A 25,667-nucleotide genomic window follows, 5' to 3' on the forward strand; every position below is an offset into this window, starting at 1 on the left:
TCCTTTATTTGAACGACTGATATGCAGCTTCCAAAAGCCCTATCGAATCGTCATGACTTAGGTCATAATCTCCCGTAACAGCCATACATCCACTTCCATGGATGAAGATCCACATCTTCATAAAAAGCTGTTCAGGCTCTTTGACGCCCTGGCTTCTTGCACGGTCAACTTCCTTGACAACATATTCCTGTCCACCGTTAACAAGCGCATACATACTCTTCTCTTCATCATTATTGCCTGACAAAAACAAAAGTCTGAAAAGGTTAGGATATTTCTGAGCAAACTCAATGTATGCCATTCCAAGGTCTACAAAAGGCGTACTGTTATTCTTAGGATAGGATGCATAATAGTCTTCATAAAAAAGCGAAGCTTTATTAAATACATCTTCCTTGAGCCCGTCCATATTATCATAAATACGGAAAATAGGCTGTGTCGAACAACCTGCAGCTGCGGCAAGTTTTCTTGACGTTATTGCTTCATACCCCTCTTTTTTGGTGATCTTAAATGCAGCATTTACAATCTCTTTTTGTGTTATTGTGGCTTTGCGTGACATTGTGCTCCCCCTTATGAAATATTTATAACGTCCGTTATCTATTTTACATTGTGTCAAGGTGCATTGTCAAAGCCCTGCCAATAACGTTTATAAGAGTTGATGATCAAAGCAGATTATGAGGTAGGTGTCAAAAGTTCCTTTTGACACCATATGACTACCGGATTGTTCCGTTTCTTCGAAACTCTCACAATCCTCAAACATTCGCAAATCCGCACTACGTGCTACTTTGCTCATGTTTGGCGGGTCATAAATTCATATTCGATTTCGAGCAAGCTCGAATCGAAATGACTTTTGACCCTTACGTCAGATTATTGAAACCGATAATAAAACCGGTTTTCATGCTTCACCAAGCTCTTTTATAAGATCTGCAAGTACTGTTTCTACATTTTCACAATTCTCTGTGACTGTTATATCAGCATATTTATTATATAGTCTTACACGTTCGTCATAGAGCTGCTCAAAAGTCTGGCCATCACGGATTACTACTCCGCGCTGTTTGATATCAGACAGGCGTTTTACAAGGCGGTCATATTCTACATGAAGATATACAACTCTTCCGATATTTTTAAAATGCTGCATAGCCTTCTCTCCATATACGGCGCTTCCGCCTGTTGCTATGACAGTCCTGTCTGCATCAATAGAAGCATTAACATCATCCTCTATCTTAAGAAAAGAATCTATGCCATCTTCTTCTATGATCTGGCTAAGTTTACGGCTTTGCTGCTCTTGTATGAGTATATCTGAATCAATAAACTTGTAACCCAGAACCTTGGCAAGTATAACGCCAAGTGTACTCTTACCTGAAGCAGGCATACCTATAAGGATTATATTGTCGCCACCAATCTTACTTTCACTGCTCATATATCTTCTGCCTCTCATGTTTCAAGGTTATATTTTGATAACTATCTTGATAATATTTTAGTAGTGCTTGTGCGTTACTGTAACTTCCTTGTCCTCTATCTCAAGAATCGCATATGTTCTGTTCATATCAGACTGTCTCGGAAGAGAGATACTGCCCGGATTAAGGATTATGAAGCCGTCATCAAGGACTTCATAGTGAGGAATATGTGTATGTCCATAGATCAACATATCGCATCCCTTACTCTTTGCATAATACACCATCCTGTTCATATCCATCCCGGGATGACAATGTGTATTGTCAAGGGAGTGTCCATGCAGCAGTAACACTGTTCTTCCCCCCAGTTTAAATATCTTCTCAAGAGGGACATCTCTTCCATAATCACAATTACCCTTAACTATATGTGTATGATAGTCTACAGGCCCAAGTACATTCTCCAATGTATCTTCAAGATCTCCTGCATGTACCAGTACATCAAAAGGCGCTTCATCCTTGATCTTCTGCTTCATATAAGCCTGATTGCCATGTGAATCACTAAATACAAGTGCTTTTATCATATATTTCCATCTCCTAACAGCATCTTTAAACACCAAGGCTTATTATACATAACATAGTCCTCAAAAGATACAAAAATCTTGCTTACAGCACTTTTATATACAAAAAAGCTCCGCCATGCCGATATAACAGCACAAGGCAGAGCCTGTTTTTATCATTAGTATTACCAGTCGGAATCCCAGTCTGAACCGCCAGAATCCCAAGAATCGTTGCTATCCCAGTCCGAGTCAGAGTCCCAATCCGAATCGGAATCTGAGGAGCTGAAATTCTCTTCATAATAATCACTATCTGTAAAAGAAGTTCCTATACTATCATCAGAATATGAGGACGAGCCCTCATAATAATCAGTGTACTCAGACCCTGAATCTATATATGGATCACTTCCGTAGTAGTACCAGTCATCTATATAAGGATCATAGGCATACCAAGAATCATAGCGGCTATAGTAGGTATTACCGTTTATGTAGTAATAACCATTTTTATTGGCCGGCTGCAATGAAACACCCACAAGCGACACAATAATAGCAGCAATGATCGCAATAATAGTATTTCTTATAACATTTTTCTTATTGTATGCCGGATTCTTATAAGCTCTCCAGGCACAAAAGAGTATGACCGGAACCGCTACAAAAGCAGCATATTGAAATACATCTGCATATGCTGCTGCAAAAGAAAGTCCTATAATTCCCCAAAAGCCATACATGATATAATTCCAGGTTCTATTAATAGCTTTGCCGACTCTGCTACCACCTTGTCCGGATCTTCTGGCAGCATTATCAGCCTTCTGCCTTGCAATCTCATCCTTAAGCTTTTGATACAGTTCATTTACAGCATAGGATTCATCGCCACCCTTATATCTTACTGCTCTTTGTCCATTAGCCTTATTTTTATATACTACAAAATCTCCCGAATCATCCTTATAGATACCGAATGCTTTGGGCTCTTTTATATCCTTGCCGATAAAAAATCTTGTGACATCTTCCGGTGGCAGATGATGATCAACATACCACTGTTTAAGCTGTTCAATTGTTGTCGGAACGCCTACCGCTTTGCGGACATTATCATTGGGTGCGCCGCAATTGGGGCATTTCTCCAAGGTATCGTCATATTGAGAATTACAATAATCGCAAACCTTCTTCATAGATAACCTCATATCACTAGTAAAAAGAGCTGTTTCCCAAAGGAAGTACCTAAAGAAAACAGCTCTTAATAAACATTTACAAATTCAAAGCATTATGCATCAAGCATTAACAATCTTACCGAAGTCAGGCTTAAGGCTTGCTCCACCGATAAGACCGCCATCAATGTCAGGCTTTGAAAGAAGCTCAGCAGCGTTGCCGGCATTCATAGATCCGCCGTACTGAATACGAACTGCCTGTGCTGTAGCATCATCATAAAGCTTAGCGATAAGCTCACGGATAAATCCGCAAACTTCCTGAGCCTGATCAGCTGTAGCTGTCTCGCCTGTTCCGATAGCCCAGATTGGCTCGTAAGCGATTACGAGATTCTTAACCTGATCAGCTGTTACGCCGTCAAGATCCCATGTGATCTGTCTTTCAATCCATTCCTTGTAAGTACCTGCTTTACGAAGAGCAAGTGACTCACCACAGCAAAGGATAGGCTTAAGGCCAGCAGCAAATGCCTTCTTAACCTTAGCGTTGATAAGGATATCATTCTCACCAAAGATATCTCTTCTCTCTGAATGTCCCATGATAACGTACTTAACACCGGCATCTACAAGCATAGGAGCTGAGATCTCGCCTGTGAAAGCACCCTTATCTTCAATGTAGAAGTTCTCAGCACCAACATTTACGTTAGTACCCTTTACAGCTTCTACTACAGGAACGATGTCGATTGCAGGAACGCAGTATACTACGTCTACATCGTCGTTCTTAACTAAATCTTTAAGCTCAGCAACAAGCTTTACAGCTTCTGAAGGTGTCATGTTCATCTTCCAGTTGCCGGCAATAATTCTTCTACGTGCCATTATGTTATTCCTCCGAATTTTGATTGTTCATAAGCAGACTCGAAAATGCTATGCATTTCCTCGTTCGCGTTGCTCGTCATATTCGAAAACATGTATCTGTATGCAAGCATCCATCTACATGTTTTTCATCTGACTCTGCTTATTCGCGCAAATTATGCTCTGTCGTCTGCAGCATATACGCCAGGAAGCTTCTTGCCTTCAAGGAATTCAAGAGAAGCACCGCCACCTGTTGAGATGTGGCTCATCTTGTCTGCATAACCAAGCTGGTTAACAGCAGCTGCACTATCACCACCACCGATGATTGTAGTAGCGCTTGTCTCTGAAAGAGCCTTAGCAACTTCCTTAGTACCTGTAGCAAGAACAGGGTTCTCGAATACGCCCATAGGTCCGTTCCAAACTACAGTCTTAGCAGACTTAACTGCCTCTGAGTAAAGCTCGATAGTCTTAGGTCCGATATCTGCACCCTCTTTGTCAGCAGGGATCTTATCAGCATCTACAACTGTTGTGTTGATAGAAGGATTGTCGATAGGGCTTGGGAACTCGTCGATACATACAGCATCAACAGGAAGAAGAAGCTTCTTGCCAAGCTTATCAGCCTTCTCCATCATTTCCTTACAATAATCAACCTTAGTCTCATCGAGAAGTGACTTACCAACTTCATATCCCTTAGCCTTAAGGAATGTGTAAGCCATACCACCACCGATGATAAGTGTATCGCACTTCTCAAGAAGAGTGTTGATAACATTGAGCTTATCAGCAACCTTAGCACCGCCAAGGATAGCAACGAATGGACGAACAGGGTTCTCTACTGCGTTACCAAGGAAATCGATCTCCTTCTGCATGAGGTAACCAACTGCGCATGTGCCGCCCTTTTCACGAACATACTTAGTAACAACTGATACAGAAGCATGTGCTCTGTGAGCTGAACCGAAAGCATCACATACATAGTCATCACAAAGATCAGCAAGTTCCTGTGCGAACTTCTCACCAGCATCTTCAGGCTTAGTCTCTTCCTTGCCTCTAAAACGTGTGTTCTGAAGAAGAACAACATCGCCTTCAGCCATCTCAGCTACAGCCTTTGTAGCAGCTTCGCCTGTTACGTTGTAATCAGATACGAAGTTAACCTTCTTGCCAAGCTTCTCTGAAAGTCTTTCAGCAACTGGTGCAAGAGACTCACCTTCGTTAGGTCCGTTCTTAACCTTGCCAAGGTGGGAGCAAAGGATAACCTTGCCGCCATCAGCAATAAGCTTTTTGATTGTAGGAAGAGCTGCAACGATACGTGTCTCGTCTGTGATCTTGCCTTCCTTAAGTGGTACGTTGAAATCGCATCTAACAAGGACTCTTCTGCCCTTTGCGTTGAAATCATCTACAGACTTTTTATTAAGTGCCATAGTATATTTCCTCCTGAATGAATTTGATTGAACCGGATCTGTACAAGGCCCGATAATGAAAAGGAGGTTCGGTCCTATTGGACCGGACCTCCTGCAAGAACTAGGTTAAAAATAATTATTTAACGAATTTCTCGAAGTACTTGATTGTTCTAACCATCTGAGATGTGTATGAGTTCTCGTTGTCATACCATGAAACAACCTGAACTTCATAGAGGCCATCGCCGATAGCTGTAACCATTGTCTGTGTAGCATCGAAGAGTGAACCATATGTCATTCCAACGATATCAGAAGAAACGATCTCGTCTTCGTTGTAACCGAATGTCTCAGGATCAGAAGCCTTCTTCATAGCCTCGTTGATTGCTTCCTTTGTAAGTTCCTTGTCAGACTTAACAACTGCGAAAAGAAGTGTTGTTGAACCTGTCGGTACAGGTACTCTCTGTGCAGCTCCGATGAGCTTGCCGTTGAGTTCAGGGATAACAAGACCGATAGCCTTTGCAGCACCTGTTGAGTTAGGAACGATGTTAACAGCGCCTGCACGTGCTCTTCTAAGGTCACCCTTTCTCTGAGGTCCGTCAAGGATCATCTGATCACCTGTGTAAGCATGGATTGTTGCCATGATACCAGACTGGATAGGTGCGAAGTCGTTAAGAGCCTTAGCCATAGGTGCAAGGCAGTTTGTTGTACAAGATGCAGCTGAGATGATGTTGTCATCTGCTGTAAGTGTCTCGTGGTTAACGTTATATACAATTGTAGGAAGATCATTTCCTGCAGGAGCAGAAATAACAACCTTCTTAGCACCAGCGTTGATGTGAGCCTGAGCCTTTTCCTTTGATGTGTAGAAACCTGTACACTCAAGTACAACGTCTACTCCGATCTCGCCCCAAGGAAGGTTATTAGCGTCTGCTTCCTTGTAGATCTTGATCTCCTTACCATTTACTGTAATGGAATCTTCGCCGTAAGAAACCTTATCAGCGTACTTATACTTGCCCTGTGATGAGTCATACTTAAGAAGGTGAGCAAGCATCTTAGGAGCTGTAAGATCGTTGATTGCTACGATCTCTGTTCCTTCGTGCTCGAACATCTGTCTGAATGCAAGACGACCGATACGGCCAAAACCATTGATTGCTACTTTAACTGCCATTTTAAGTTCCTCCTAAAATGAAATATTTGGTTATATTGCTGCTATTTCCAATTTCAAAGACGGAATTCTTAAACGAAACCATCCATGATTGACAAATTTTTATCAGCAATTTCTATTCTACAAAAGTTATTAGAATAATTCAAGTCTGCAAATGTAAAAAGTTTAAAAATTGCTTATAACTTAGACCATTCTCTTACAATATAGTAAAATAAAGCACATGTTCTGATAAGTTATCGTTTTTATGATAACATTTACAGATAAATCAACGCAAACACGTTATAATATCTATATATATCCCTTTACCAGCACTTTATATGCCACTTTATACGACTCTTTATACGACGCTTTATTTATCGTTTTTCTTTCATCTTATTAACTTTTTTATACAACGCTTTAAAAGACATTAAAAGATATTAAAATCGCACAGTGACCACATCTACATACTTATGGTATTATCACAATAATATCTTTATCCAATTACGAAAACACTCCTCACCCAGAAAGGCCACATCCATGAATATTATTGCCGATTATCATATGCATAGTGAACATTCCGGAGACAGCACAGCTCCCATGAAGAACATGATCGAAAGCTCGATAGACAAGGGCTTACAGGAGATATGCTTCACAGAGCACATGGATCTGGACTATCCGATAGGGCCTGATAACCCGGAAGGTTTTTTTGAGATAGATGCAGATTCTTATAGACAGGATTTCCTTAGATTACAGGAAATATACAGATCCAGGATCACCATCCGCTATGGAATAGAACTTGGGCTCCAGCCCCAGATAACAGAACAGAATGAAAATTTTCTTTCCAAATATCCTTTTGAATTTGTTATAGGTTCCAATCACTTGTGCCACCACAAAGACCCTTACTACCCCTCATATTATGAAGGAAGATCCATAGACGATGCCGTAAGAGAATTTTATGAATGTACTTTGGAAAATATCAAAATATTCCATAACTTCGATGTTCTGGGGCACCTTGACTATATTGTCAGATATATTCCTTGTCAAAGTGATTATAACTTTACAAAATTCTCCGATATAATTGATGAGATCTTGAAGATCCTTATTTCTGAAAACAAAGGTCTCGATGTGAACACCAAATCATTCCAAAGTGGTATGAACGACCCCAACCCTTGCGGCGAAATACTTGCAAGATACAAAGAGCTTGGCGGACGTATCATAACATTTGGTTCAGATGCTCATAAGCCGGAACATGTGGCATATGCTTTTGACAGAGCCAGGAAGACCGCCTTAAAAGCAGGCTTTACATCTTATTGTACTTTCAAAGACAGAAAGCCTGTTTTCCACGACCTGTGATCTTCTTCCTGATCAGGTGTTTATGTTCATAGATAGCCCATTTTATTTTTTGTAATATAGCATTTCAGGCTTGTACCAGAGGACAGGGGACACCCAGGAGAATCCATATGATTTTTTTATATAGAAAAAAATATTATATACTCCTGCTATACTCATTCTATCACTACTTATAATATCGGCCTGCTCGAATACTGCGTCTACGCCCGCCGATACTACAAGATCTCAAAGCAGCGCAAATACCGGCACACCTTCAGATAAAGCCCAGGTCAGCAGCACAAGCTATGAGATCAGCACTGTCAAAGGAAGTCGTGACAACACTCCCCACGTTCTTGTGCCGGAGAAACCAGGCACTACAGTATACGAGAACGATATTGCCATAATAGATGCCTCCAACTCTGATCAAGGCTATATTTTTGCCAAATACACAGGTTCCAATGAAAAGGTCAAGCTACAGATCACAGGTCCCGATCAGGTCACTTATACTTATGATATGACTACAGGAGGAGGGCTTGATGAAGTCTTCCCTCTTTCAGCAGGTGCCGGATCATATCTTATAAATATCTACGAAAATATATCCGGAAATCAATACTCTCTCGGACTTACTGCTACTATCGAAAGTGCGCTTGAAGATGAGTTCCTTCCCTATCTGTATCCCAATCAGTATGTATGGTTCACCAGCGATATGAAAGCAATCGACATGGGGAGCCAGCTTGCCTTAAGTGCCAATTCTGATCTTGATGTCATCTCCAATGTTTACAATTTTATGATCAGCAACATCTCCTATGACTACGATGAAGCTGAAACAGTTCAAAGTGGCTACCTCCCGGACATTGACGAAGTCCTTGAAACCAAAAAAGGGATATGCATTGATTATGCATGCCTTATGTCAGCAATGCTTCGATCACAGAATATCCCAACACACATGGAAGTCGGATATGCAGGAATGGAGTACCACGCCTGGATCAGTTGTTATATTGATGAGAAAGGCTGGGTCAACGGAATAGTCCAGTTTGACGGAACTTCCTGGCAGCTAATGGATCCCACCTTCGGCTCTACAACTGCAGAAGATGTTCTAAGAAACTATATAACAGATGACGATAGCTACATCGCCAAATACATCTATTAAGAAAGAAGGGCTGACATTGAAAAAAGCATCCAAAGCTCCCAAACAAAAGGCTCTTAGCAATCAGGAAACCGCAAGTTTCTGCGGTCAGTATGCCATGCTTTTAAAAAGCGGAATCGCTCCATTAGAGGCCGCCGGCATACTCATGTCAGATACAACAGATCCTTCAGGCAAGGAACTATTATCAAACCTTTTCCATATCCTTAGAACAGGCGAGAAATTCCATGTTGCTTTATCTATGTGCAATGTTTTCCCGCCCTATGTGATATCCATGATCAAAATAGGCGAAGAGTCAGGTAACCTTGACAGCGTACTGGAATCTCTGGAGATCTTCTATGAGCATGAAGATAACCTTGCCGACAATTTTAGAAATGCCCTCATGTACCCTATGATCATGATCATAATGATACTAATGATAGTGATAGTGCTTATTACCAAGGTCATGCCCATATTCAGTCAAGTGTTCGCGCAACTTGGTACTGCTATGAGCGGCCTTTCTCAGACTCTTCTTAGTCTTGGAAGCGCATTAAACCGCTGGTCGCTTGTACTTATCGTCATACTGGTCCTTCTTGGAGCTTTTATGATATTCACAACTCAGACAAGGCACGGATTTTCTTTTCTCCAGAAGATATCAAAGCATATAAAGCCTCTAAATGACCTGTTCCTTGATAATGGTGTAAGCCGCTTTGCAAGCGGTATGGCTCTCGCGATATCCAGCGGCATGGACACCTATACAAGTTTGAATCTGTTAAAATCAATAGTCGAAAACGAAGAGATATCCAAAAAGATCGATATATGTCAGAAGCAGATTCAACAAGGAGACAGCTTCCCCGAAGCTTTAAAAAACGCCAATATCTTCTCGAATGTTTATACCAGGATGGTAATGGTTGGATTCAGAACCGGTTCAATGGAGAAAGTCCTCCACCAGATCTCTACCAGATATGAACAGAAGACCAATAAGAAGATAAGCCTCGTCCTTTCTACACTTGAACCCACATTGGTCATAGTACTTTCACTTATCGTAGGACTTATTCTTCTATCGGTAATACTTCCTCTCATGGGCATCATGAGTTCAATCGGATGATGCCATGCCAAAGGAGATCATATGGCTAACAGATTTGAAAATAACAGTATTTTGCCAAAACTAAGGTCCAATATAATGTACATAGTACTATGTACCGTGCTGATAACTCTTTTCCTATATGGGATCAATATGTTCTCTGAAAACACACTCTCCTATCAGGAAGATTCGCTGGTCCTTGCTCTTCAAAAAGATATTGCGCAGTGCTATGCAATAGAAGGCTTCTATCCTCCGAATCTTGATTATCTGAAAGACCACTACGGACTTGTATACGATTCAGATATTTTTATATAGATTACACTGCTTTTGGTTCTAATATGTATCCTGATGTTACCATCCTTAACAAGTCCAAGAAAACCGCTATTACCATAAGATGATTGTGAGAGTTTCGTAGAAACGGAACAATCCGTTAGTCATAAGGTCTCACAAGGAACTTTTGACACCCACCTCATAATATAACGCAGAAAGGAACATCTGCATGAATCCTGATAACGACAAAAGGCACATAATCGATATATTTTTTATAATATCACTTCTGTTCGGATTCGTTTTCTGCGCAGTTCTGATCATAGCGCTTGGAGCCAGCATCTATGAGCGCGGCGTTTCAAGCAGTAACAGCAATTTTGACAAAAGGACCGCTTCAACTTATATAGTCCAGAAAGTCAGGCAAAGTGATGATAACGGAGCAATCTCAGTAGGTGATATAGGCGATATTCCTGCTCTTACTATCACAAGGACTATAGGCGGCAGCTCCTATACTACTTATATGTATGCATATAACGGATACCTTATGGAAGTATTTGCGAGAACAGACATAGATATATCCCCACAGTCAGGTCAGCGCATCATCAAAATGAATGCTATGGACATCAAGATATCCAGTTCAAATCTTATAACAGTCGAAATAACGGATATGGAAGGTCAGCTAACTGAAGTACTGATATCTCCTCTAAGTCAGGGAGGCCAGACATGAACGATGGCTCTGCTTACACCAGAAATCAATCTTCTCTTTTTCTTATAGAAGTTATTATTGCAGTCTTCTTCTTTGCGATAACAGCTGTGGTTTGCATACGTATTTTTGTAAAAGCCCATATCGTATCAGAAAATTCTCAGGTGCTGACCCAAAGCTACATTGAAGCCGACAATATAGCTCAGGTTTTTATTAATAGCGGTGCAAACATCGATCTTATCATATCCAGATATTCCGAATATGCTGTGACATTGTCTCAGGAAGGAGACTATACAGGCACTATACTGATCCTCTATGACAGTGATTTCAAGCCTATCCCCCACCCGACGGACAACATTGATCAGACTATAGAATCAACTGCCTATGAACTGATCCTGACTCAAAGCCTTGAAGACGCCTTAGATGTATATGAAGGTTTAAATTCCTATGCAGAAACCGGCTATGCCTGTAAAGCATCAATATATATTTATGATATACAGCTATCTGATACACTTATAACTGATGCTTATTTTGAAAATCTAAAAGAACATACAGAAAACAGAGTACTGACGCTCCCCATCGATCTGTATCTTGGAGACATTAATACGGGAGCTTAACAGAAGATACTGATACAGTAACTAAGCAGGAGATATTATGAACAGAAATATACATATAGGACTTCCAATAGGAACAGCCTCAATACTACTTATATTCCTTACACTAAGCCTTACCTCTTTTGCAGTACTGTCGCTGGAGACGTCTGTTGCTGATATGAATCTTACCAGCAAATCAGCTGACTATACACAGAATTATTATGCAGCATTCCATGAGGCGCAAGGATTCCTTGCAGATATGGATTCCAAACTATCAAGTCTTTATTATGAATCTGCAGATTATAACGATTACATGAGAAAAGCTGGTTTCGGCCCTGTTTCAGACAACTTCCCGATTGGAGAGATGCAGTATCTTCATGTCGAGATTTCGATCATATACCCTTCTGTCTCAGATATAAACAATCATAAAAAAAGCTTCGCATCATCCGGCGAAGATACTTTCAGGTCATCCGCTTTTTATAAGATTTCTTCATTTAGGATCATAACAAGAGATGATCTTCTAAACTATAAGGATGCTGAAATCCCTGTTTATTAAAGATGCCGAAATTCCCGTTTATTAATGATACTGCGATTCCTGTTTATTAGAGATACTGCGATCCCTGTTTATTGGAGATACTGCAATCCCTGTTTATCAGAATAGTAAAAAGCCTTCCCAAAAGTAGTGATACCGGGGAAGGCTTTTCTTCTAAAATTATTTTTTAGATGTTTCTTCTGAACTATTTTCTTTTAAAATTATTCTTTTCTATATTCCTCTTCTTTTAAGACCACCGGTTTCCGATATCGTCATACGCTTTTTATCATCAGTCATGCCTCTGGCAGCGTCTGATTCTGCAATTACCATATCATTTACACTCGCGCCTTTACCTGTTCTTGTGAATCTGTCGTATTCGGACACATCATCTTTTTCGTGAACATGCATATGTTTGATACGGTTGTCCAGATATTTAAAGATCTCTGCAAAAACAGCCTTAGGAATCTGGAATGTCATAGTCTCATTGCGCCCATATATAAAGCGTATACTTCCAAAGCTCTTTACAACATCATTAACGTCCATATAATGAAGCCTTGCATTTTCACCCTGGCCAGAGACTCTGAAACTGAAATGATCCTCAAAGATATACAGAACACCTTCCGTTAATCCCATAGTGGAAGGAATCGTATAGATAGGATTATCATTCTTTTTCTTCTTGTTCTCACGATCAGTCTCTGAAACATCTGCAAACTGCTGGGTACGTTCTGCTATGAAGCTGTAATAATACTCAGCAATATCCTTATTTTCGAATATCAAAGGGATATAATGTATATCATAATAGCCATCTTCAGTGGAGCCTTTGCTGGTAATATGAAGCTCTTTGATGTATCTCTTGCAGGATGCGATATTGCCATATTTGACATCTATTGCTTTGTCTCCCACAGGAATAAACCTGACGAACTCTTCATACAGTTCAACTTTAGTCTTATCATCGTTCCAATATGCAAGCTCGCTACGAATCAATCTCAAACTATCCATAAAGCCTCCATTTCAAATGACACTTATGCAGTTACTGCTTTATTACCTGTATAAAGCTGGTAATAACGTCCCTTCTTCTCAAGAAGCTCTTCGTGATTGCCTCTTTCTATGATCCTGCCCTGCTCCATTACAAGGATGCAGTCAGAATTCTTGATAGTAGAAAGTCTGTGGGCGATTACAAATGTCGTACGATTAGCCATAAGCTTGTCCATACCATCCTGAACAATCTTCTCAGTTCTGGTATCAATAGAACTTGTAGCTTCATCAAGGATCAGTACCGGCGGATCTGCAATAGCGGCTCTCGCAATAGCAAGGAGCTGACGCTGACCCTGTGACAGGTTGGCACCATCACCTGTAAGCATAGTATCGTAACCATCCGGAAGACGTCTTATAAATCCATCAGCATTGGCAAGTCTTGCTGCTGCATATACTTCCTCATCAGTAGCATCAAGCTTACCATAGCGGATATTCTCAGCAACAGTTCCTGTGAAGAGGTGCGTATCCTGAAGTACGATACCAAGTGATCTTCTAAGATCCTTCTTAGATATCTTGTTGATATTTATATTATCGTACCTAATCTTGCCATCCTGAATATCATAAAAGCGATTAATTAAATTTGTGATAGTAGTTTTACCTGCGCCTGTAGAACCTACAAGAGCAATCTTCTGACCGGGTTCAGCGTGAAGTACAACATTATGAAGTACCATCTTCTCGTCAGTATAGCCAAAATCAACATCATTAAAGGTTACATCGCCAAGAAGAGGCTTGTAATCTGTAGTTCCTTCAGCTTTATGGAAATGCTTCCAAGCCCAGGAGCCTGTATGATGGTCAACTTCTACGATCTTGCCGTCCTTATTCTCAACATTAACAAGTGTTACATAACCTTCATCCATCTCTGGCTTCTCATCAAGAAGTCTGAATACACGTTCTGCCCCGGCAAGTGCCATGATAATAGAGTTGAACTGCATTGACACCTGGTTGATAGGCATTGAGAATGACTTATTAAATGTAAGGAAGCTTGCAAGAGATCCAACGGAAAGAGTTCCGAAGAGATTAACAAGTGCAAGGAAAAATGCTACTGCAACTCCCTTTGAGCTTGAAGTCGTAAGGGCAAGAGCACCACCCAAAAGAGCACACAGAACATAGCTGATATTACCAAGCTGTGCATTAATAGGTCCTAGTATGGATGAAAATGCATTGGCCTTGTAAGCACTCTCGAAGAGCTCTTCATTGTATTTATCGAAATCCTCGATCGTCTTTTCTTCATGGCAGAAGACTTTAACAACCTTCTCACCATTCATCATCTCTTCTATGTAGCCATTAAGCTTACCTATATTCTTCTGCTGCTTAACAAAGTTACGTCCTGAAGCAGCTGCAGCTGCCCCTGATGCAAACAGCATTAAAGCTACCATGATGATCGTAAGGATAGTAAGCGGTACATTAAGTACTACCATTGAGATAAAAACAGAAACTATAGTAATAGCACTGTTAAGAAGCTGCGGTATACTCTGGGATATCATCTGTCTCAGAGTATCTATATCATTTGTATAAATAGACATGATATCACCATGAGCATTAGTATCAAAATACTTGATAGGAAGGCTCTCCATATGCTCAAAAAGCGCTGTTCTGAGATTTTTCAATGTACCCTGAGATATGAATACCATTGTAAGCGACTGAATATAAGTCGAAGCTATACCAACAGCATAGAAGAAAGCAACTCTTAGTATTGCAAAACCTAAAGGTCCAAAATCAGGTTCACCGCCTTCTCTGACTGTTTTGATAAGTGGATCGATATATCCGTCAATAAGTGTCTTGGTAAAAAGAGTTCCCTGGATATTAGCAAGAACTGAAACAACTATGCAGACACCTACAAGTATCATCTGAAATCCATAAAATTTAAAAACATATCCCAATAGTCTTTTTAAGAGCTTTCCGGGATTTTTGATCTTGGGTTTTGGCATTCCGCGCTGTCCTCTTGGGCCCGGGCCTTTAACCTCTCTGACTTTTTCTTCTGCCATATCTGATTCTCCTTAGTTCTTTTCATCAAAGTCAGCATCACCGCTTGCACCGGTCTGTGACTCATAAACTTCTCTGTAAATAGGATTCCTTGCAATAAGTTCATCATGTGAACCAAAGTCATTGACTGTACCATCTTCCATTACTATGATACGATCGCAGTTTTGAACACTGGATATTCTCTGAGCGATGATGAACTTTGTAGTATTAGGTATCTCCTGAGCAAATGCCTGTCTTATCTTGGCATCAGTCGCAGTATCAACTGCAGATGTAGAATCATCAAGTATCAGGATCTTAGGAGACTTAAGAAGCGCTCTTGCAATACAAAGTCTTTGCTTCTGACCACCTGATACATTGGATCCGCCCTGCTCGATATATGTGTTATAGCCCTGAGGCATCCTGTCTATGAATTCACTTGCGCAGGCAAGCTCGCAGGCCTTTCTGCACTCCTCATCTGTTGCATCAGGTTTGCCCCAGCGAAGGTTATCATATATTGTGCCGGAGAACAGCTCATTTTTCTGTAATACTACTGCAACCTCGTTCCTGAGAACTTCCATATCGTAATCTCTTACGTCGATTCCGCCCACTCTGACTTCTCCATCTGTAACATCATAAAGGCGGCTTATGAGATTGACCAAAGAAGACTTTGCAGAACCTGTACTTCCGATGATACCGATAGTCTCACCTGACTTGATATCAAGATTTATATCTTTGAGTACCGGCTCCTTGGCATCCTCTTTATATGCATAATTCACATGATCGAATACTACGCTTCCATCCTTGACTTCCATAACAGGATTTACAGGATTGGTGATAGAACTCTTCTCATTGATAACTTCTGAAATACGTCTTGCACTTGCTTCTGACATGGTTATCATTACGAATACCATAGAAACCATCATAAGGCTCATAAGAATGTTCATGCAGTAAGCAAGAAGTGACATAAGCGCACCTGTTGTAAGTTCATCAGATACGATCATATGAGCGCCTACCCAGCTTATAAGAAGTATGCAGGTATATACCGTGCCCATCATGATAGGAGATATCTTGGCAAGCTTCTTCTCAGCTTTTACGAACATCTCATAGATGTTGAAAGCAGCTTTTTTGAACTTGTCATTCTCGTATTCTTCACGGACATAAGCCTTAACAACACGTATAGCAGATACATTTTCCTGAACACTTTCATTGAGTGCATCATAACGTTCAAATACTTTTTTGAAATATCTTGTAGTACTTCCCATAAGCAGGAACATGAGCGTTGCAAGGAAGAGGACTGCAATAAGATATATACTTGCTATCCTGGGGCTTAAATAAAAAGACATCACCATAGCTACTACCATAGACATAGGTGCCCTTACAGCCATAGACAGAAGCATCATAAATGAGTTCTGAATATTGGTAACATCTGTAGTAAGCCTTGTTACAAGCCCCGAAGTTGAGAACTTATCTATATTGGCAAAAGAAAATGACTGAATATTGTCATGCATTGCCTTTCTTAAGTTCCTTGAAAGACCTGCTGATGCCTTGGATCTCGTAACACCTCCCATGATGCCGCACATAAGGCCGAGAAATGCAACAACAACCATAACAAGACCGGTACTTGCTATATAACCCATATTGCCAGGTACAACATCTGTGCCTATTCCTTTATCAACAATCCTTCCCATAAGGACAGGGATGATCATCTCACAGATAACTTCTCCTATCATCCAAAGGGGAGATATTATAGCAGTAAAGGTGAATTCTTTTAACTGCTTAGCTAGTGTTTTGAGCATACTGTTATTTCCTTTTCTTTTTATTGTCTTGTGACTACCTTATATAGTCTTTTAATAAAAATTGTTTTCATATAAAACTTTAGTCTTTTTTCAAAAATATTTTTTCATATAAATCTTTTGATCCGTCCTTGTCAGAATTTCTCGATATTAAGATATATTCTGTCAAGAAAGCTTCTTAGAAGCTTAATCTCATCGTCCGAAAAACCCTTTACTGTTTCATGGTCCATCTCAACATTATATTTTCTGTTTTTTTGAAGAAATTCACAGGCTTTGCCCGTAAGTTTTATATAAGATGATCTCGAATCATTGGGATTAGGAATCCTTTCGACCATCTTCTTTTCTTCAAGTCTGTTGATAAGCCCCACTGCACTTGGATGCGTGATCTGCAATATGCCACAGATTTCGCCCGTTGTAATAGGTTCTTCACCATGAAACAAAATACACAGAAGAACACTCATCTGCGAAAAAGTCAGGTCATCTTTTTTCAAAGCTTCATCCTGATGCTTATGAATCTTTTCTGCTATCATCTTGAATTTATGACCGATTGGTTCCATTTCAGGATTTCTTTCGCGAAATCTCTTTGGGCCTTGACGATCACATCCTCCCATACACTTCTCACCTCTTTTCCTTATCAGTTTTACTCGTTAAAAAAGGCTTCTCCAAAAGTAAAGGAGACTGCCTTCACATTTATGTAGCATGTTACATAAACTATGATAGGTAGTCTCCTACATATTGTCAATACAGATAGTTCATCTTTTATATAATTTAGACTTTTTAATCATTTAACTCTTTGATCAGGGGCATCTATATATCATTCGGTATCTTTGGCTTGAAGCTTGGACTCCTTGAATTTCTCACACATATCACACGCAAAGTTCTCAGGATAGAGCTGAACCATTGTCGAATCAACAAGGTTTCCAATCTCCATCCTAAAGGTAACTTTTACAAACTTCTCAACATTGGTCTCAAACATTCTCTCAAAGATCTTAACAGACTCAACATCAATCCATTTAACTTCAGGAGTACTGATGTCAACAGGTATTCCCAGCATAGAAGAAAGAGATGTGGCGCTTGATCCCATCATCTGATTCATGGCTTCAGAAGCAGCTGAAAGCTGAATATCTGTAATCTCGCCTTCTACATTGGAGCCATCCCCGCCCATCATAAGATCAGTCATGCATTTTACATCATGATCTTTGAGAATGAGTATATTATTGCCTTCAAGGCCTTTGATGTAATGAATCTGTACAAATATACATATATTGGAATAATCATCCAGGGATTCGCTTCTATTAATGACCTCAATTCTGGGTGTTGTGATATTAACCTTCTGATTGATCATCATACCAAGCGCCGTTGCTGATGTTCCCATACTGATATTGGCAACCTCTCCAAGTATATCGAGTTGTTCATCCGTAAGTTTACCTAAGCCCAAGGTGATACCTCCTTTATATTTTGTATAATTTATGATTAAAATTGATTATTTGTGATTGATTTTGATTGATTTTGGTGATACGATATTTTTGTAAAACATAATAATGTTGCCTTTAAGTTTATCGGATGTTTTTTTAATTTTTTTAACACTTTTTATAAAAACCGAGGTATATATGCTGACACAGGAAAGACGGGACATAATCACCCGCATCGTAAACGAAAAGAATGCTGTAACTGTTGCAGAGCTTGTAGAAGAGCTTGAGACTTCTGCAGCGACTATAAGACGTGACCTTACTGAGCTTGATAAAGAGCATCGTATTGTCAAAGTCTTCGGTGGTGCAACTTCTGTTGGAAGCATAAATTCAGGCGAAGATGCTGTTAAAGAAAAGCTCTTTAAAAATGTTGAAGCCAAGGATGAAATAAGCCGTTACGCCGCTTCACTCATCGTCAATGATGACTTCGTATACATAGACTCCGGTACGACTACACTTAAGCTTATCGACTATATTACCAATACCAAAGCCAAATATATTACTAATGGTATAGTTCATGCCAAACACCTCATAGAGCGCCATCTCGACACCATAATCATAGGTGGCAAGGTCAAGGCCAGAACTGAAGCCGTAATAGGATCAGATTGCGTTGATGTTATAAGACGTTATCACTTCACCAAATCCTTCATGGGCACCAATGGTATCACATTGAAAGCAGGGTTCACCACCCCTGACGTTGACGAGGCCATGGTCAAAGCTGAGGCGATCAAACATTCTTATATGTCTTATATTCTTGCCGACCACTCCAAGTTCGGTGTGGTAAGTTCAGTAACTTTTGCAGAGCTCAAGACATGTGCGATCATCACTGACAAGGAGCCCTCCAAACAGTATACAGACGAAACGGTTATCAAATTTTTCCAGCAATAGTTTGCAGGAAAGGAGATTTAATAATGATATACACAGTTACCTTTAATCCAGCCCTTGACTACGTAGTACACATGTCACAGGATTTGGCTATCGGTATGACTAACAGATCAGACGCTGAAGAGATTTACTTTGGTGGCAAGGGCATCAATGTTTCCAATGTACTTCGTGAACTCGATCTTCCAACAACTGCTCTTGGCTTTATTGCCGGCTTTACCGGCAAAGCTCTTGACGAAGGTGTTGCTGCATCAGGAATCACTACTGATTTTATAAAGCTCCCTGAAGGAAACACCAGAATCAATGTCAAGATCAAAGCTGCTGACGAGACAGAGATCAACGGTCAGGGTCCTAAAATCCCCGACGAATGTCAGAAAGAACTTTTCAAAAAGCTTGATCAGCTCAAAGAAGGCGATACTCTCGTTCTTGCAGGAAGTATCCCATCCAGTCTTCCAAGTGATGTATATGAAAGAATTCTTGAAAGACTCGACGGTAAGGGAATCAGATTCGTAGTAGATGCGATCAAGGATCTGCTTCTTAATGTGCTTAAGTATCATCCATTCCTTATAAAACCCAATAAGCAGGAACTTGGAGAGATGTTCGGTGTCACAATTGATTCTGATGATGACACAGTTCTCTATGCCAAGAAGCTTCAGGAAAAAGGTGCAAGAAATGTACTTATCTCCATGGCTGGTGATGGCTCTCTTCTTGTTACAGAAGATGGACAGATCCTAAGACAGGGCGTATGCAAGGGTAAAGTTAAGAACTCTGTCGGCGCCGGAGATTCTATGGTAGCCGGATTTATAGCTGGCTATGAAAAGTCAGGCGGAGATTATAAAGTAGCTCTCAACCTCGGAACTGCCTGCGGAGGTGCTACTGCATTCTCAGACGGACTTGCCAAGAAAGATCTTATAGACGAACTCTATAAGACACTTAACTAAGTAAGAAGATACTGTTATGAAGAACAGTATTTTCAAATATAAAAACAAGGTATTCTTTTAAGAAAGGGATAGGGTTAAAAGTATGAAAATCACAGAGTTTTTACAGCCGCAGGGCGTAAAGCTGGGCGTTTCAGTTGCAGATCAGAACGCTGCAATCGATGAACTCATTGCTTTGCACAATGCAGCGGGAAATCTTAACGACGCAGCAGCATTCAAAGATGCAATTCTTGCACGTGAAGCAAAAGGTTCTACAGCAATCGGAAAGGCTATTGCTGTTCCTCATGGAAAGTCTTCTGCTGTTTCTAAGGCAGGACTTACAGCTATTACTGTTCCGGCCGGAGTTGACTACAAGTCTCTTGACGGACAGCCTTCCAAGCTTATCTTCATGATCGCAGCACCAGAAGGCGGCGCTGATACACATCTTGAAGTTCTGTCAAAACTTATGACAATGCTCATGGATGATAATTTCACACAGAAGCTCATTGCAGCAACAAGTGTTGATGAATTCATGAAAGTAATTGATGAAAAAGAAACTGAGAAGGATAAGGAAGTTGCAGCAAAAGCTGCTTCATCTGCAAGCAGATCTCTTAACCTTCTTGCTGTTACAGCATGTCCTACAGGTATAGCTCATACATACATGGCTGCTGAAGCTCTTGAACAGGCTGCAAAAGATAAAGGCTATGCTATCAAGGTTGAAACAGACGGATCAGGCGGAGCTAAGAATGTTCTCACATCTTCTGAGATTGCTGCAGCAGATGTTATCATTCTCGCAGTTGACAAGAATGTTGAAATGGGACGTTTCGACGGCAAGAGAGTCATTAAGGCTTCTACCGCCAATGCCATCCACAATGCCGGTGATCTTCTTGCCAAAGCTGAGAGCGGCAATGTTCCTGTATATCATCACACAGGCGCTGTAGAATCAAACACTTCTGTAGACGGTGATGAGACACTTGGGCGTAAGTTCTACAAGCACCTTATGAATGGTGTATCACACATGCTTCCATTCGTTATCGGTGGCGGTATTCTTGTAGCTCTTTCATTCCTTATCGATACTCTCGCAGGATACGGCACAACAGGTGGTGGTAACTTCGGCCAGATGATTCCTCTGTCAGCCTTCTTCAAATACGTAGGCGGACTTGCTATGGGCCTTATGGTTCCTGTTCTTGCAGGTTATATCGCTTATTCAATCGCTGACAGACCTGGTCTTGCTGTTGGTTTTACAGGCGGACTTCTTGCTTCAAATGGTAACGCTGCTATAGCCGGTTTTGTATGGGGTTCAGAAGAAGCTCTTCCACAGCTTGGCGGTTTCAATAAGTTTATTGCTAACTTCGCATTCCAGGGATCAGGTAATACAGTATCAGGTTTCCTTGGCGGTATCGCAGCAGGTTTCCTTGCAGGTGCTATCGTACTGTGGCTTAAGAAGATAACTTCAGGATTCCCGAAGTCACTCGAAGGAATCAAGCCTGTACTTATTTATCCTCTTTGCGGTATATTCCTTTTAAGTATTGCAATGTGCTTCGTACTCAATCCGATCATCGGACTTATCAATACAGGCCTTTCAGCAATGCTTACAGCTCTTTCAAATGCTAACATGCTTGCAGTTCTGGGTCTCATCCTCGGTGCTATGATGGCTATCGATATGGGTGGTCCTATCAACAAGGCAGCTTACGTATTCGGTACAGGTATGCTTGCTACAGCATCTGATTATATGGCTCAGGGTGCTCAGATGAATGATCCTAAGGTTACAGCCTGCTACATCGCTATGGCAGCTATCATGGTAGGTGGTATGGTTCCTCCTGTAGGTATCGCAATTGCTTGTAAACTCTTCCCTAAGAAGTTTACAGAAGCTGAGCGTGAGACATGGATCACTAACATCATCATGGGAAGCTCATTCATCACAGAAGGCGCTATCCCATTTGCAGCAGCTGATCCTATTCATGTAATTCCTTGTACTATGATCGGTTCCGGTATTGCAGGTCTTCTTTCTGCAGTATTCGGATGCACACTGATGGCTCCTCACGGTGGTATCTTCGTATTTGCAACTGTAGGTAATCCTATTCTCTACATCGTTGCATGGCTTGTAGGATCTATCATCACTGCAGTACTTCTTGGATTCATCAAGAAGAACAAGGAATGATTTTTGAAAACAAAGTTTTTCAAAAAAAGCCATGAACCATAAAGGTTTCAACTAATACTTCATCGCCCTGTATGCTGTCACAGGCATGCAGGGTATTAGTGCCATAAAAGTGATTGCGGTGTATAATTGATATGCATAAAAAGCCGCGCTCTTGACACAAAAGGAAGAATCTTATATAGTTTAGATTCTTGAATAAGTTTCCGATCAGATATTGCAACTAATTACATGTAATATATATGATCTACACCATTACAAAACCATAGGAGGAATAACAAATGGTATCAGCAAATGTTAAAGTAATCAATGCAGAAGGAATGCACATGCGTCCGGCTAGTCTTTTCTGCCAGACAGTAACTCCTTTTACAAGCTCAGTAAGAATCTCATACAATGGTAATGAGTTCGATGCAAAGTCAGTTATGATGCTCATGAGCGCTTGCATCAAGTGTGGTGCAGAGATCGAGATCAAATGTGACGGACCTGATGAAAACGAAGCTTTAAAGGCAGCTGTTGATCTTGTAAACAGCGGACTTGGTGACTGATAACCAATAGCAACCGTACTTCTTCAAATTTGAAAGGATCAGACAAATATGTACGAAGGAATAGCTGCTTCACGAGGTATAGGAATAGGTTCCGTATGCCGTATTATCGAACACGATCTTACATATGAAAATCACAAGCCCGAAGATACCGGTGCTGAAAAAGAGCGTCTTCACAATGCTGTAGACTCTTTCAAAAAAGAGACAACAGAAATGGCTGAAGATATCAGAAAGCGAATCGGACCCAAGGAAGCTGAGATCCTCGAAGGTCATCTTGTTATGGTATCAGATCCTGCAATGGTAGGCGAGATGGACAAGATGATCGACAACAATCAATGTGCAGAAGCTGCAGTTACAGCAGTTTGCGATATGTTCATCAATATGTTCTCATCTATGGATGATGAACTTATGAAACAGCGTGCATCTGATGTTAAGGATATAAAGCAAAGTCTTTTAAAGATCCTTCTTGGTATCGAAGATATCAATATCAGCAAAGTCGCACCTGGAACAGTCCTTGTTGCCAAAGACCTTACACCTTCAATGACTTCTCAGATTGTCAAAGAGAACGTTGCTGGTATCATCACAGAGATAGGTGGTAAGACTTCCCACTCTGCTATCCTTGCAAGAGCCCTTGAGATCCCTGCAGTACTTTCTGTTCCCGGTATCATCGATCTTGTTAATGACAAGGATACTGCCATCATTGACGGTACAGAGGGTCATGTATTCATCAATCCTACAGGCGATGTGCTGTCAACATATATCAGAAAGCGCGAAGATTTTATCAGAAAACAGGAAGAACTCAAGAAATTCCACGGTAAAGAGACTGTTACAGCTGATGGCAAGAAATTAGAGCTATTTTGTAACATCGGAACACCCAAGGATGCCAAGAAAGCTATTGAGTGTGATGGCGAAGGTATAGGCCTCTTCCGTTCAGAGTTCCTGTTCATGAACAACACACATCTTCCTAACGAAGATGAACAGTTTGAAGCATACAAAGAGGCTGTTACTACTATGGGTGGTAAAACCGTTATCATCCGTACCCTTGATATAGGCGGTGATAAGGATATTCCATATCTCAATCTGGAAAAAGAGGACAACCCTTTCCTTGGCTACAGAGCAGTACGCTACTGTCTCGCCAATCCTGACACTTACAAGATTCAGCTTCGTGCGATAATTCGTGCAAGTGCTTTTGGTAAAGTCAAGATAATGCTTCCTCTCGTTACAACTGTTGACGAGGTTAGAAATGTCAAAGCTATGGTTGAAGATATCAAGAAAGATCTTGATGCTCAGGGCATTGACTATGACAAGGATATAGAAGTTGGATGTATGATAGAGACAGCTTCTGCTTCTCTTATTGCAGATAAGCTTGCTAAAGAATCAGATTTCTTCTCTATCGGTACTAATGATCTGACACAGTATACAATGAGTGTAGACAGGGGCAATCCTAAAGTTGCATATCTGTACTCTGCTTTCCAGCCGTCAGTTCTTCGTTCTATAAAGAATATCATCTCAGCAGGTAATGCTGCAGGTATTCCTGTAGGAATGTGCGGTGAGGCAGCTGCAGATCCTCTTATGATCCCGCTTCTCATTGCTTTCGGTCTTGATGAATACAGCGTCAACCCGGTTCTTGTACTGACTGCAAGATGCATTATCAGTAAATGGTCAGTAGAAGAGGCCAAGGCTCTTGCTGACAAGGTTATGGAACTTGATACAGAGAAAGAGATCGTTTATCTTTTGAAAGCATCTGCCAAAGACTGATTCATCAGTATTAGCCATATAATTTTTATAGATCTTGAAATGCAAACAGCTGCCGGACATGTATCTGGCAGCTGTTTTTTATACATTTATCATCTAATAATTTATCTACTTTAGTAGTATCATCTTACCGATTAATATCAATCTTATAATCACACCATTTTACTGGTTCATATCAGTCTTATGATCACATCAGTTCACTGGTTGATACCAATCTTCAGATCACACTATGTTAACGGTTCATCTCAGTCCGTACAACGGTCTTAACTCCATTCTCTATAGTTACAGTCTCAAGATAAGTCTTATCGCCCTCTACGATGATATTAGAGTACTCTTCCTTAACATCTTCCACTGCTGATCTGGTACCCGCGCCATTACCGCCGCTACCTGCCCCTTCGCCAAATCCGTCATAAAGCATATCAACAGATGCATCAACATTCTCTACTGCAGGCAGACCATATTCTATAGCTCTGTTATTGAGAGCGTCACCCAGAGTTACCATGTTCTCTCTTGTTGCCAGATCATTAAAAGTAAGTCCCAAAGCCTGCATAGTATCAACTATAGTAGTAGTATTTGCTCTGAATGTATCCTGTATCTGACTTAACAGGTTCTGCTGGTCGCTATTTAGAGCCATCTTCACAGCCGATTCAAGGAAAGAATCCACATCAATAGAAGGAGCACCTACAACGGAACCTGCAAGGGCGTTAGATCCAAGAACAGAGCTTGTAAATATACCATTTGCATTATATATACCTGATGTAGTATTCTGAGCAGCCTTAATAGTATTGATAGTCCTTACATAAGTATCCTGAATATTATCTATTGCTGATAAGCTTGATGAAGTATCTCCAGCATTAAGGTCCATAGCTGCACCACTAAGTTTCACCTGCTGTGCAAATGAAGCAGCTGCCTCTTCTGACACTGCCTTTAGTTTTGCATACGTCTTGAGATAGAGATCTTCTACCGAATCGATTCCTGTTACTCCTGCTACTGCCATTTCTTTTCCCTCCTTGTGCCTATGCTGCATACATGATATCTTCATGCTGCATTTTACGAAAAGGTTT

The 25,667-nt window shown here is 40.7% G+C and carries 25 protein-coding genes; 12 read left to right on the forward strand and 13 right to left on the reverse strand.

The genetic code is table 11. The annotated features are described in order from the left end of the window. Nucleotides 1-4: 4 nt before the first annotated feature. From I7804_RS14430 to gap, 7 genes are all read right to left on the reverse strand, one after another. Entirely contained in the window at nucleotides 5-553 is a 549-nt protein-coding gene (locus tag I7804_RS14430; RefSeq protein ID WP_022757185.1) for a TetR/AcrR family transcriptional regulator, read from the reverse strand. Between the two features lie 336 nt (nucleotides 554-889). Continuing rightward, complete coding sequence (locus I7804_RS14435) at nucleotides 890-1,414, reverse strand: shikimate kinase (RefSeq protein ID WP_022752625.1); 525 nt, start codon at nucleotides 1,412-1,414, stop codon at nucleotides 890-892. A gap of 57 nt (nucleotides 1,415-1,471) precedes the next feature. Further along, nucleotides 1,472-1,969 carry a metallophosphoesterase family protein gene (locus I7804_RS14440; RefSeq protein ID WP_248403976.1) on the reverse strand — a complete coding sequence of 166 codons (498 nt, stop codon included), beginning with the start codon at nucleotides 1,967-1,969 and terminating at the stop codon, nucleotides 1,472-1,474. Nucleotides 1,970-2,130: 161 nt separating this feature from the next. Beyond that, nucleotides 2,131-3,108: a hypothetical protein gene (locus I7804_RS14445; RefSeq protein WP_022757182.1), complete on the reverse strand. Its 978-nt coding sequence runs from the start codon at nucleotides 3,106-3,108 to the stop codon at nucleotides 2,131-2,133. A 99-nt stretch (nucleotides 3,109-3,207) separates the two neighbouring features. Further along, nucleotides 3,208-3,954, reverse strand: a complete 747-nt coding sequence (gene tpiA, locus I7804_RS14450) for a triose-phosphate isomerase (protein ID WP_022752628.1) — start codon at nucleotides 3,952-3,954, stop codon at nucleotides 3,208-3,210. A 152-nt stretch (nucleotides 3,955-4,106) separates the two neighbouring features. Next, nucleotides 4,107-5,345, reverse strand: coding sequence for a phosphoglycerate kinase (locus I7804_RS14455; protein WP_092041040.1), 1,239 nt, complete (start codon nucleotides 5,343-5,345; stop codon nucleotides 4,107-4,109). Between the two features lie 115 nt (nucleotides 5,346-5,460). After that, nucleotides 5,461-6,486 (reverse strand): type I glyceraldehyde-3-phosphate dehydrogenase, encoded by a 1,026-nt coding sequence (gene gap, locus I7804_RS14460; RefSeq protein ID WP_027203570.1) that lies wholly within the window; start codon nucleotides 6,484-6,486, stop codon nucleotides 5,461-5,463. Nucleotides 6,487-6,999: 513 nt separating this feature from the next. On the opposite strand from gap, the gene I7804_RS14465 reads away from it, so the two are divergent. The 7 genes from I7804_RS14465 (at nucleotide 7,000) to I7804_RS14495 (ending at nucleotide 12,117) form a co-directional block, all read left to right on the forward strand. Next, the gene (locus I7804_RS14465) at nucleotides 7,000-7,815 is read left to right on the forward strand and encodes a histidinol-phosphatase HisJ family protein (RefSeq protein ID WP_248403977.1); all 816 of its coding nucleotides are present in this window, start codon (nucleotides 7,000-7,002) and stop codon (nucleotides 7,813-7,815) included. Between the two features lie 331 nt (nucleotides 7,816-8,146). After that, a complete protein-coding gene (locus I7804_RS14470) occupies nucleotides 8,147-8,941 on the forward strand; it encodes a transglutaminase-like domain-containing protein (RefSeq protein ID WP_248403978.1) in 795 nt (264 codons plus the stop codon). A 16-nt stretch (nucleotides 8,942-8,957) separates the two neighbouring features. Next, entirely contained in the window at nucleotides 8,958-10,022 is a 1,065-nt protein-coding gene (locus tag I7804_RS14475; protein ID WP_248403979.1) for a type II secretion system F family protein, read from the forward strand. A gap of 21 nt (nucleotides 10,023-10,043) precedes the next feature. Continuing rightward, entirely contained in the window at nucleotides 10,044-10,313 is a 270-nt protein-coding gene (locus I7804_RS14480) for a hypothetical protein (protein ID WP_248403980.1), read from the forward strand. Nucleotides 10,314-10,497: 184 nt separating this feature from the next. Beyond that, entirely contained in the window at nucleotides 10,498-10,992 is a 495-nt protein-coding gene (locus I7804_RS14485) for a DUF4860 domain-containing protein (RefSeq protein WP_022752635.1), read from the forward strand. Further along, on the forward strand, nucleotides 10,989-11,585 hold the full coding sequence (locus I7804_RS14490) for a hypothetical protein (protein WP_248403981.1): 597 nt from the start codon (nucleotides 10,989-10,991) through the stop codon (nucleotides 11,583-11,585). The genes I7804_RS14485 and I7804_RS14490 overlap by 4 nt, the downstream gene beginning before the upstream one ends. Nucleotides 11,586-11,622: 37 nt before the next feature. Beyond that, nucleotides 11,623-12,117 carry a hypothetical protein gene (locus I7804_RS14495; RefSeq protein WP_022757172.1) on the forward strand — a complete coding sequence of 165 codons (495 nt, stop codon included), beginning with the start codon at nucleotides 11,623-11,625 and terminating at the stop codon, nucleotides 12,115-12,117. Nucleotides 12,118-12,324: 207 nt separating this feature from the next. On the opposite strand, the gene I7804_RS14500 is transcribed toward I7804_RS14495, so the two are convergent. From I7804_RS14500 to fliY, 5 genes are all read right to left on the reverse strand, one after another. Continuing rightward, nucleotides 12,325-13,092 (reverse strand): hypothetical protein, encoded by a 768-nt coding sequence (locus tag I7804_RS14500; RefSeq protein WP_027216201.1) that lies wholly within the window; start codon nucleotides 13,090-13,092, stop codon nucleotides 12,325-12,327. 23 nt (nucleotides 13,093-13,115) lie between these two features. Then, the gene (locus I7804_RS14505) at nucleotides 13,116-15,113 is read right to left on the reverse strand and encodes an ABC transporter ATP-binding protein (protein WP_027216200.1); all 1,998 of its coding nucleotides are present in this window, start codon (nucleotides 15,111-15,113) and stop codon (nucleotides 13,116-13,118) included. 12 nt (nucleotides 15,114-15,125) lie between these two features. After that, complete coding sequence (locus tag I7804_RS14510) at nucleotides 15,126-16,886, reverse strand: ABC transporter ATP-binding protein (protein WP_248403982.1); 1,761 nt, start codon at nucleotides 16,884-16,886, stop codon at nucleotides 15,126-15,128. Between the two features lie 131 nt (nucleotides 16,887-17,017). Further along, nucleotides 17,018-17,494 carry a MarR family winged helix-turn-helix transcriptional regulator gene (locus tag I7804_RS14515; protein ID WP_022757168.1) on the reverse strand — a complete coding sequence of 159 codons (477 nt, stop codon included), beginning with the start codon at nucleotides 17,492-17,494 and terminating at the stop codon, nucleotides 17,018-17,020. Between the two features lie 203 nt (nucleotides 17,495-17,697). Further along, entirely contained in the window at nucleotides 17,698-18,321 is a 624-nt protein-coding gene (gene fliY / locus I7804_RS14520; RefSeq protein ID WP_022752642.1) for a flagellar motor switch phosphatase FliY, read from the reverse strand. 172 nt (nucleotides 18,322-18,493) lie between these two features. Here fliY and I7804_RS14525 point away from each other — a divergent pair, with 172 nt between their 5' ends. The 5 genes from I7804_RS14525 (at nucleotide 18,494) to ptsP (ending at nucleotide 24,606) form a co-directional block, all read left to right on the forward strand. Beyond that, a complete protein-coding gene (locus tag I7804_RS14525; protein ID WP_248403983.1) occupies nucleotides 18,494-19,240 on the forward strand; it encodes a DeoR/GlpR family DNA-binding transcription regulator in 747 nt (248 codons plus the stop codon). Between the two features lie 23 nt (nucleotides 19,241-19,263). Further along, nucleotides 19,264-20,175, forward strand: a complete 912-nt coding sequence (gene pfkB / locus I7804_RS14530) for a 1-phosphofructokinase (protein WP_022752644.1) — start codon at nucleotides 19,264-19,266, stop codon at nucleotides 20,173-20,175. Between the two features lie 82 nt (nucleotides 20,176-20,257). Further along, on the forward strand, nucleotides 20,258-22,312 hold the full coding sequence (locus tag I7804_RS14535; RefSeq protein WP_248403984.1) for a PTS fructose transporter subunit IIABC: 2,055 nt from the start codon (nucleotides 20,258-20,260) through the stop codon (nucleotides 22,310-22,312). Between the two features lie 275 nt (nucleotides 22,313-22,587). Then, nucleotides 22,588-22,851, forward strand: coding sequence for an HPr family phosphocarrier protein (locus I7804_RS14540; protein WP_022752646.1), 264 nt, complete (start codon nucleotides 22,588-22,590; stop codon nucleotides 22,849-22,851). A 48-nt stretch (nucleotides 22,852-22,899) separates the two neighbouring features. Continuing rightward, nucleotides 22,900-24,606, forward strand: coding sequence for a phosphoenolpyruvate--protein phosphotransferase (gene ptsP, locus I7804_RS14545; protein ID WP_248403985.1), 1,707 nt, complete (start codon nucleotides 22,900-22,902; stop codon nucleotides 24,604-24,606). A gap of 229 nt (nucleotides 24,607-24,835) precedes the next feature. Here the strand turns inward: ptsP and I7804_RS14550 are convergent, their stop codons facing one another. Next, nucleotides 24,836-25,600: a hypothetical protein gene (locus tag I7804_RS14550; protein ID WP_022752648.1), complete on the reverse strand. Its 765-nt coding sequence runs from the start codon at nucleotides 25,598-25,600 to the stop codon at nucleotides 24,836-24,838. Nucleotides 25,601-25,667: the final 67 nt, after the last annotated feature.

The organism is Butyrivibrio fibrisolvens, assembly GCF_023206215.1.
GTDB lineage: Bacteria > Bacillota > Clostridia > Lachnospirales > Lachnospiraceae > Butyrivibrio > Butyrivibrio fibrisolvens_C.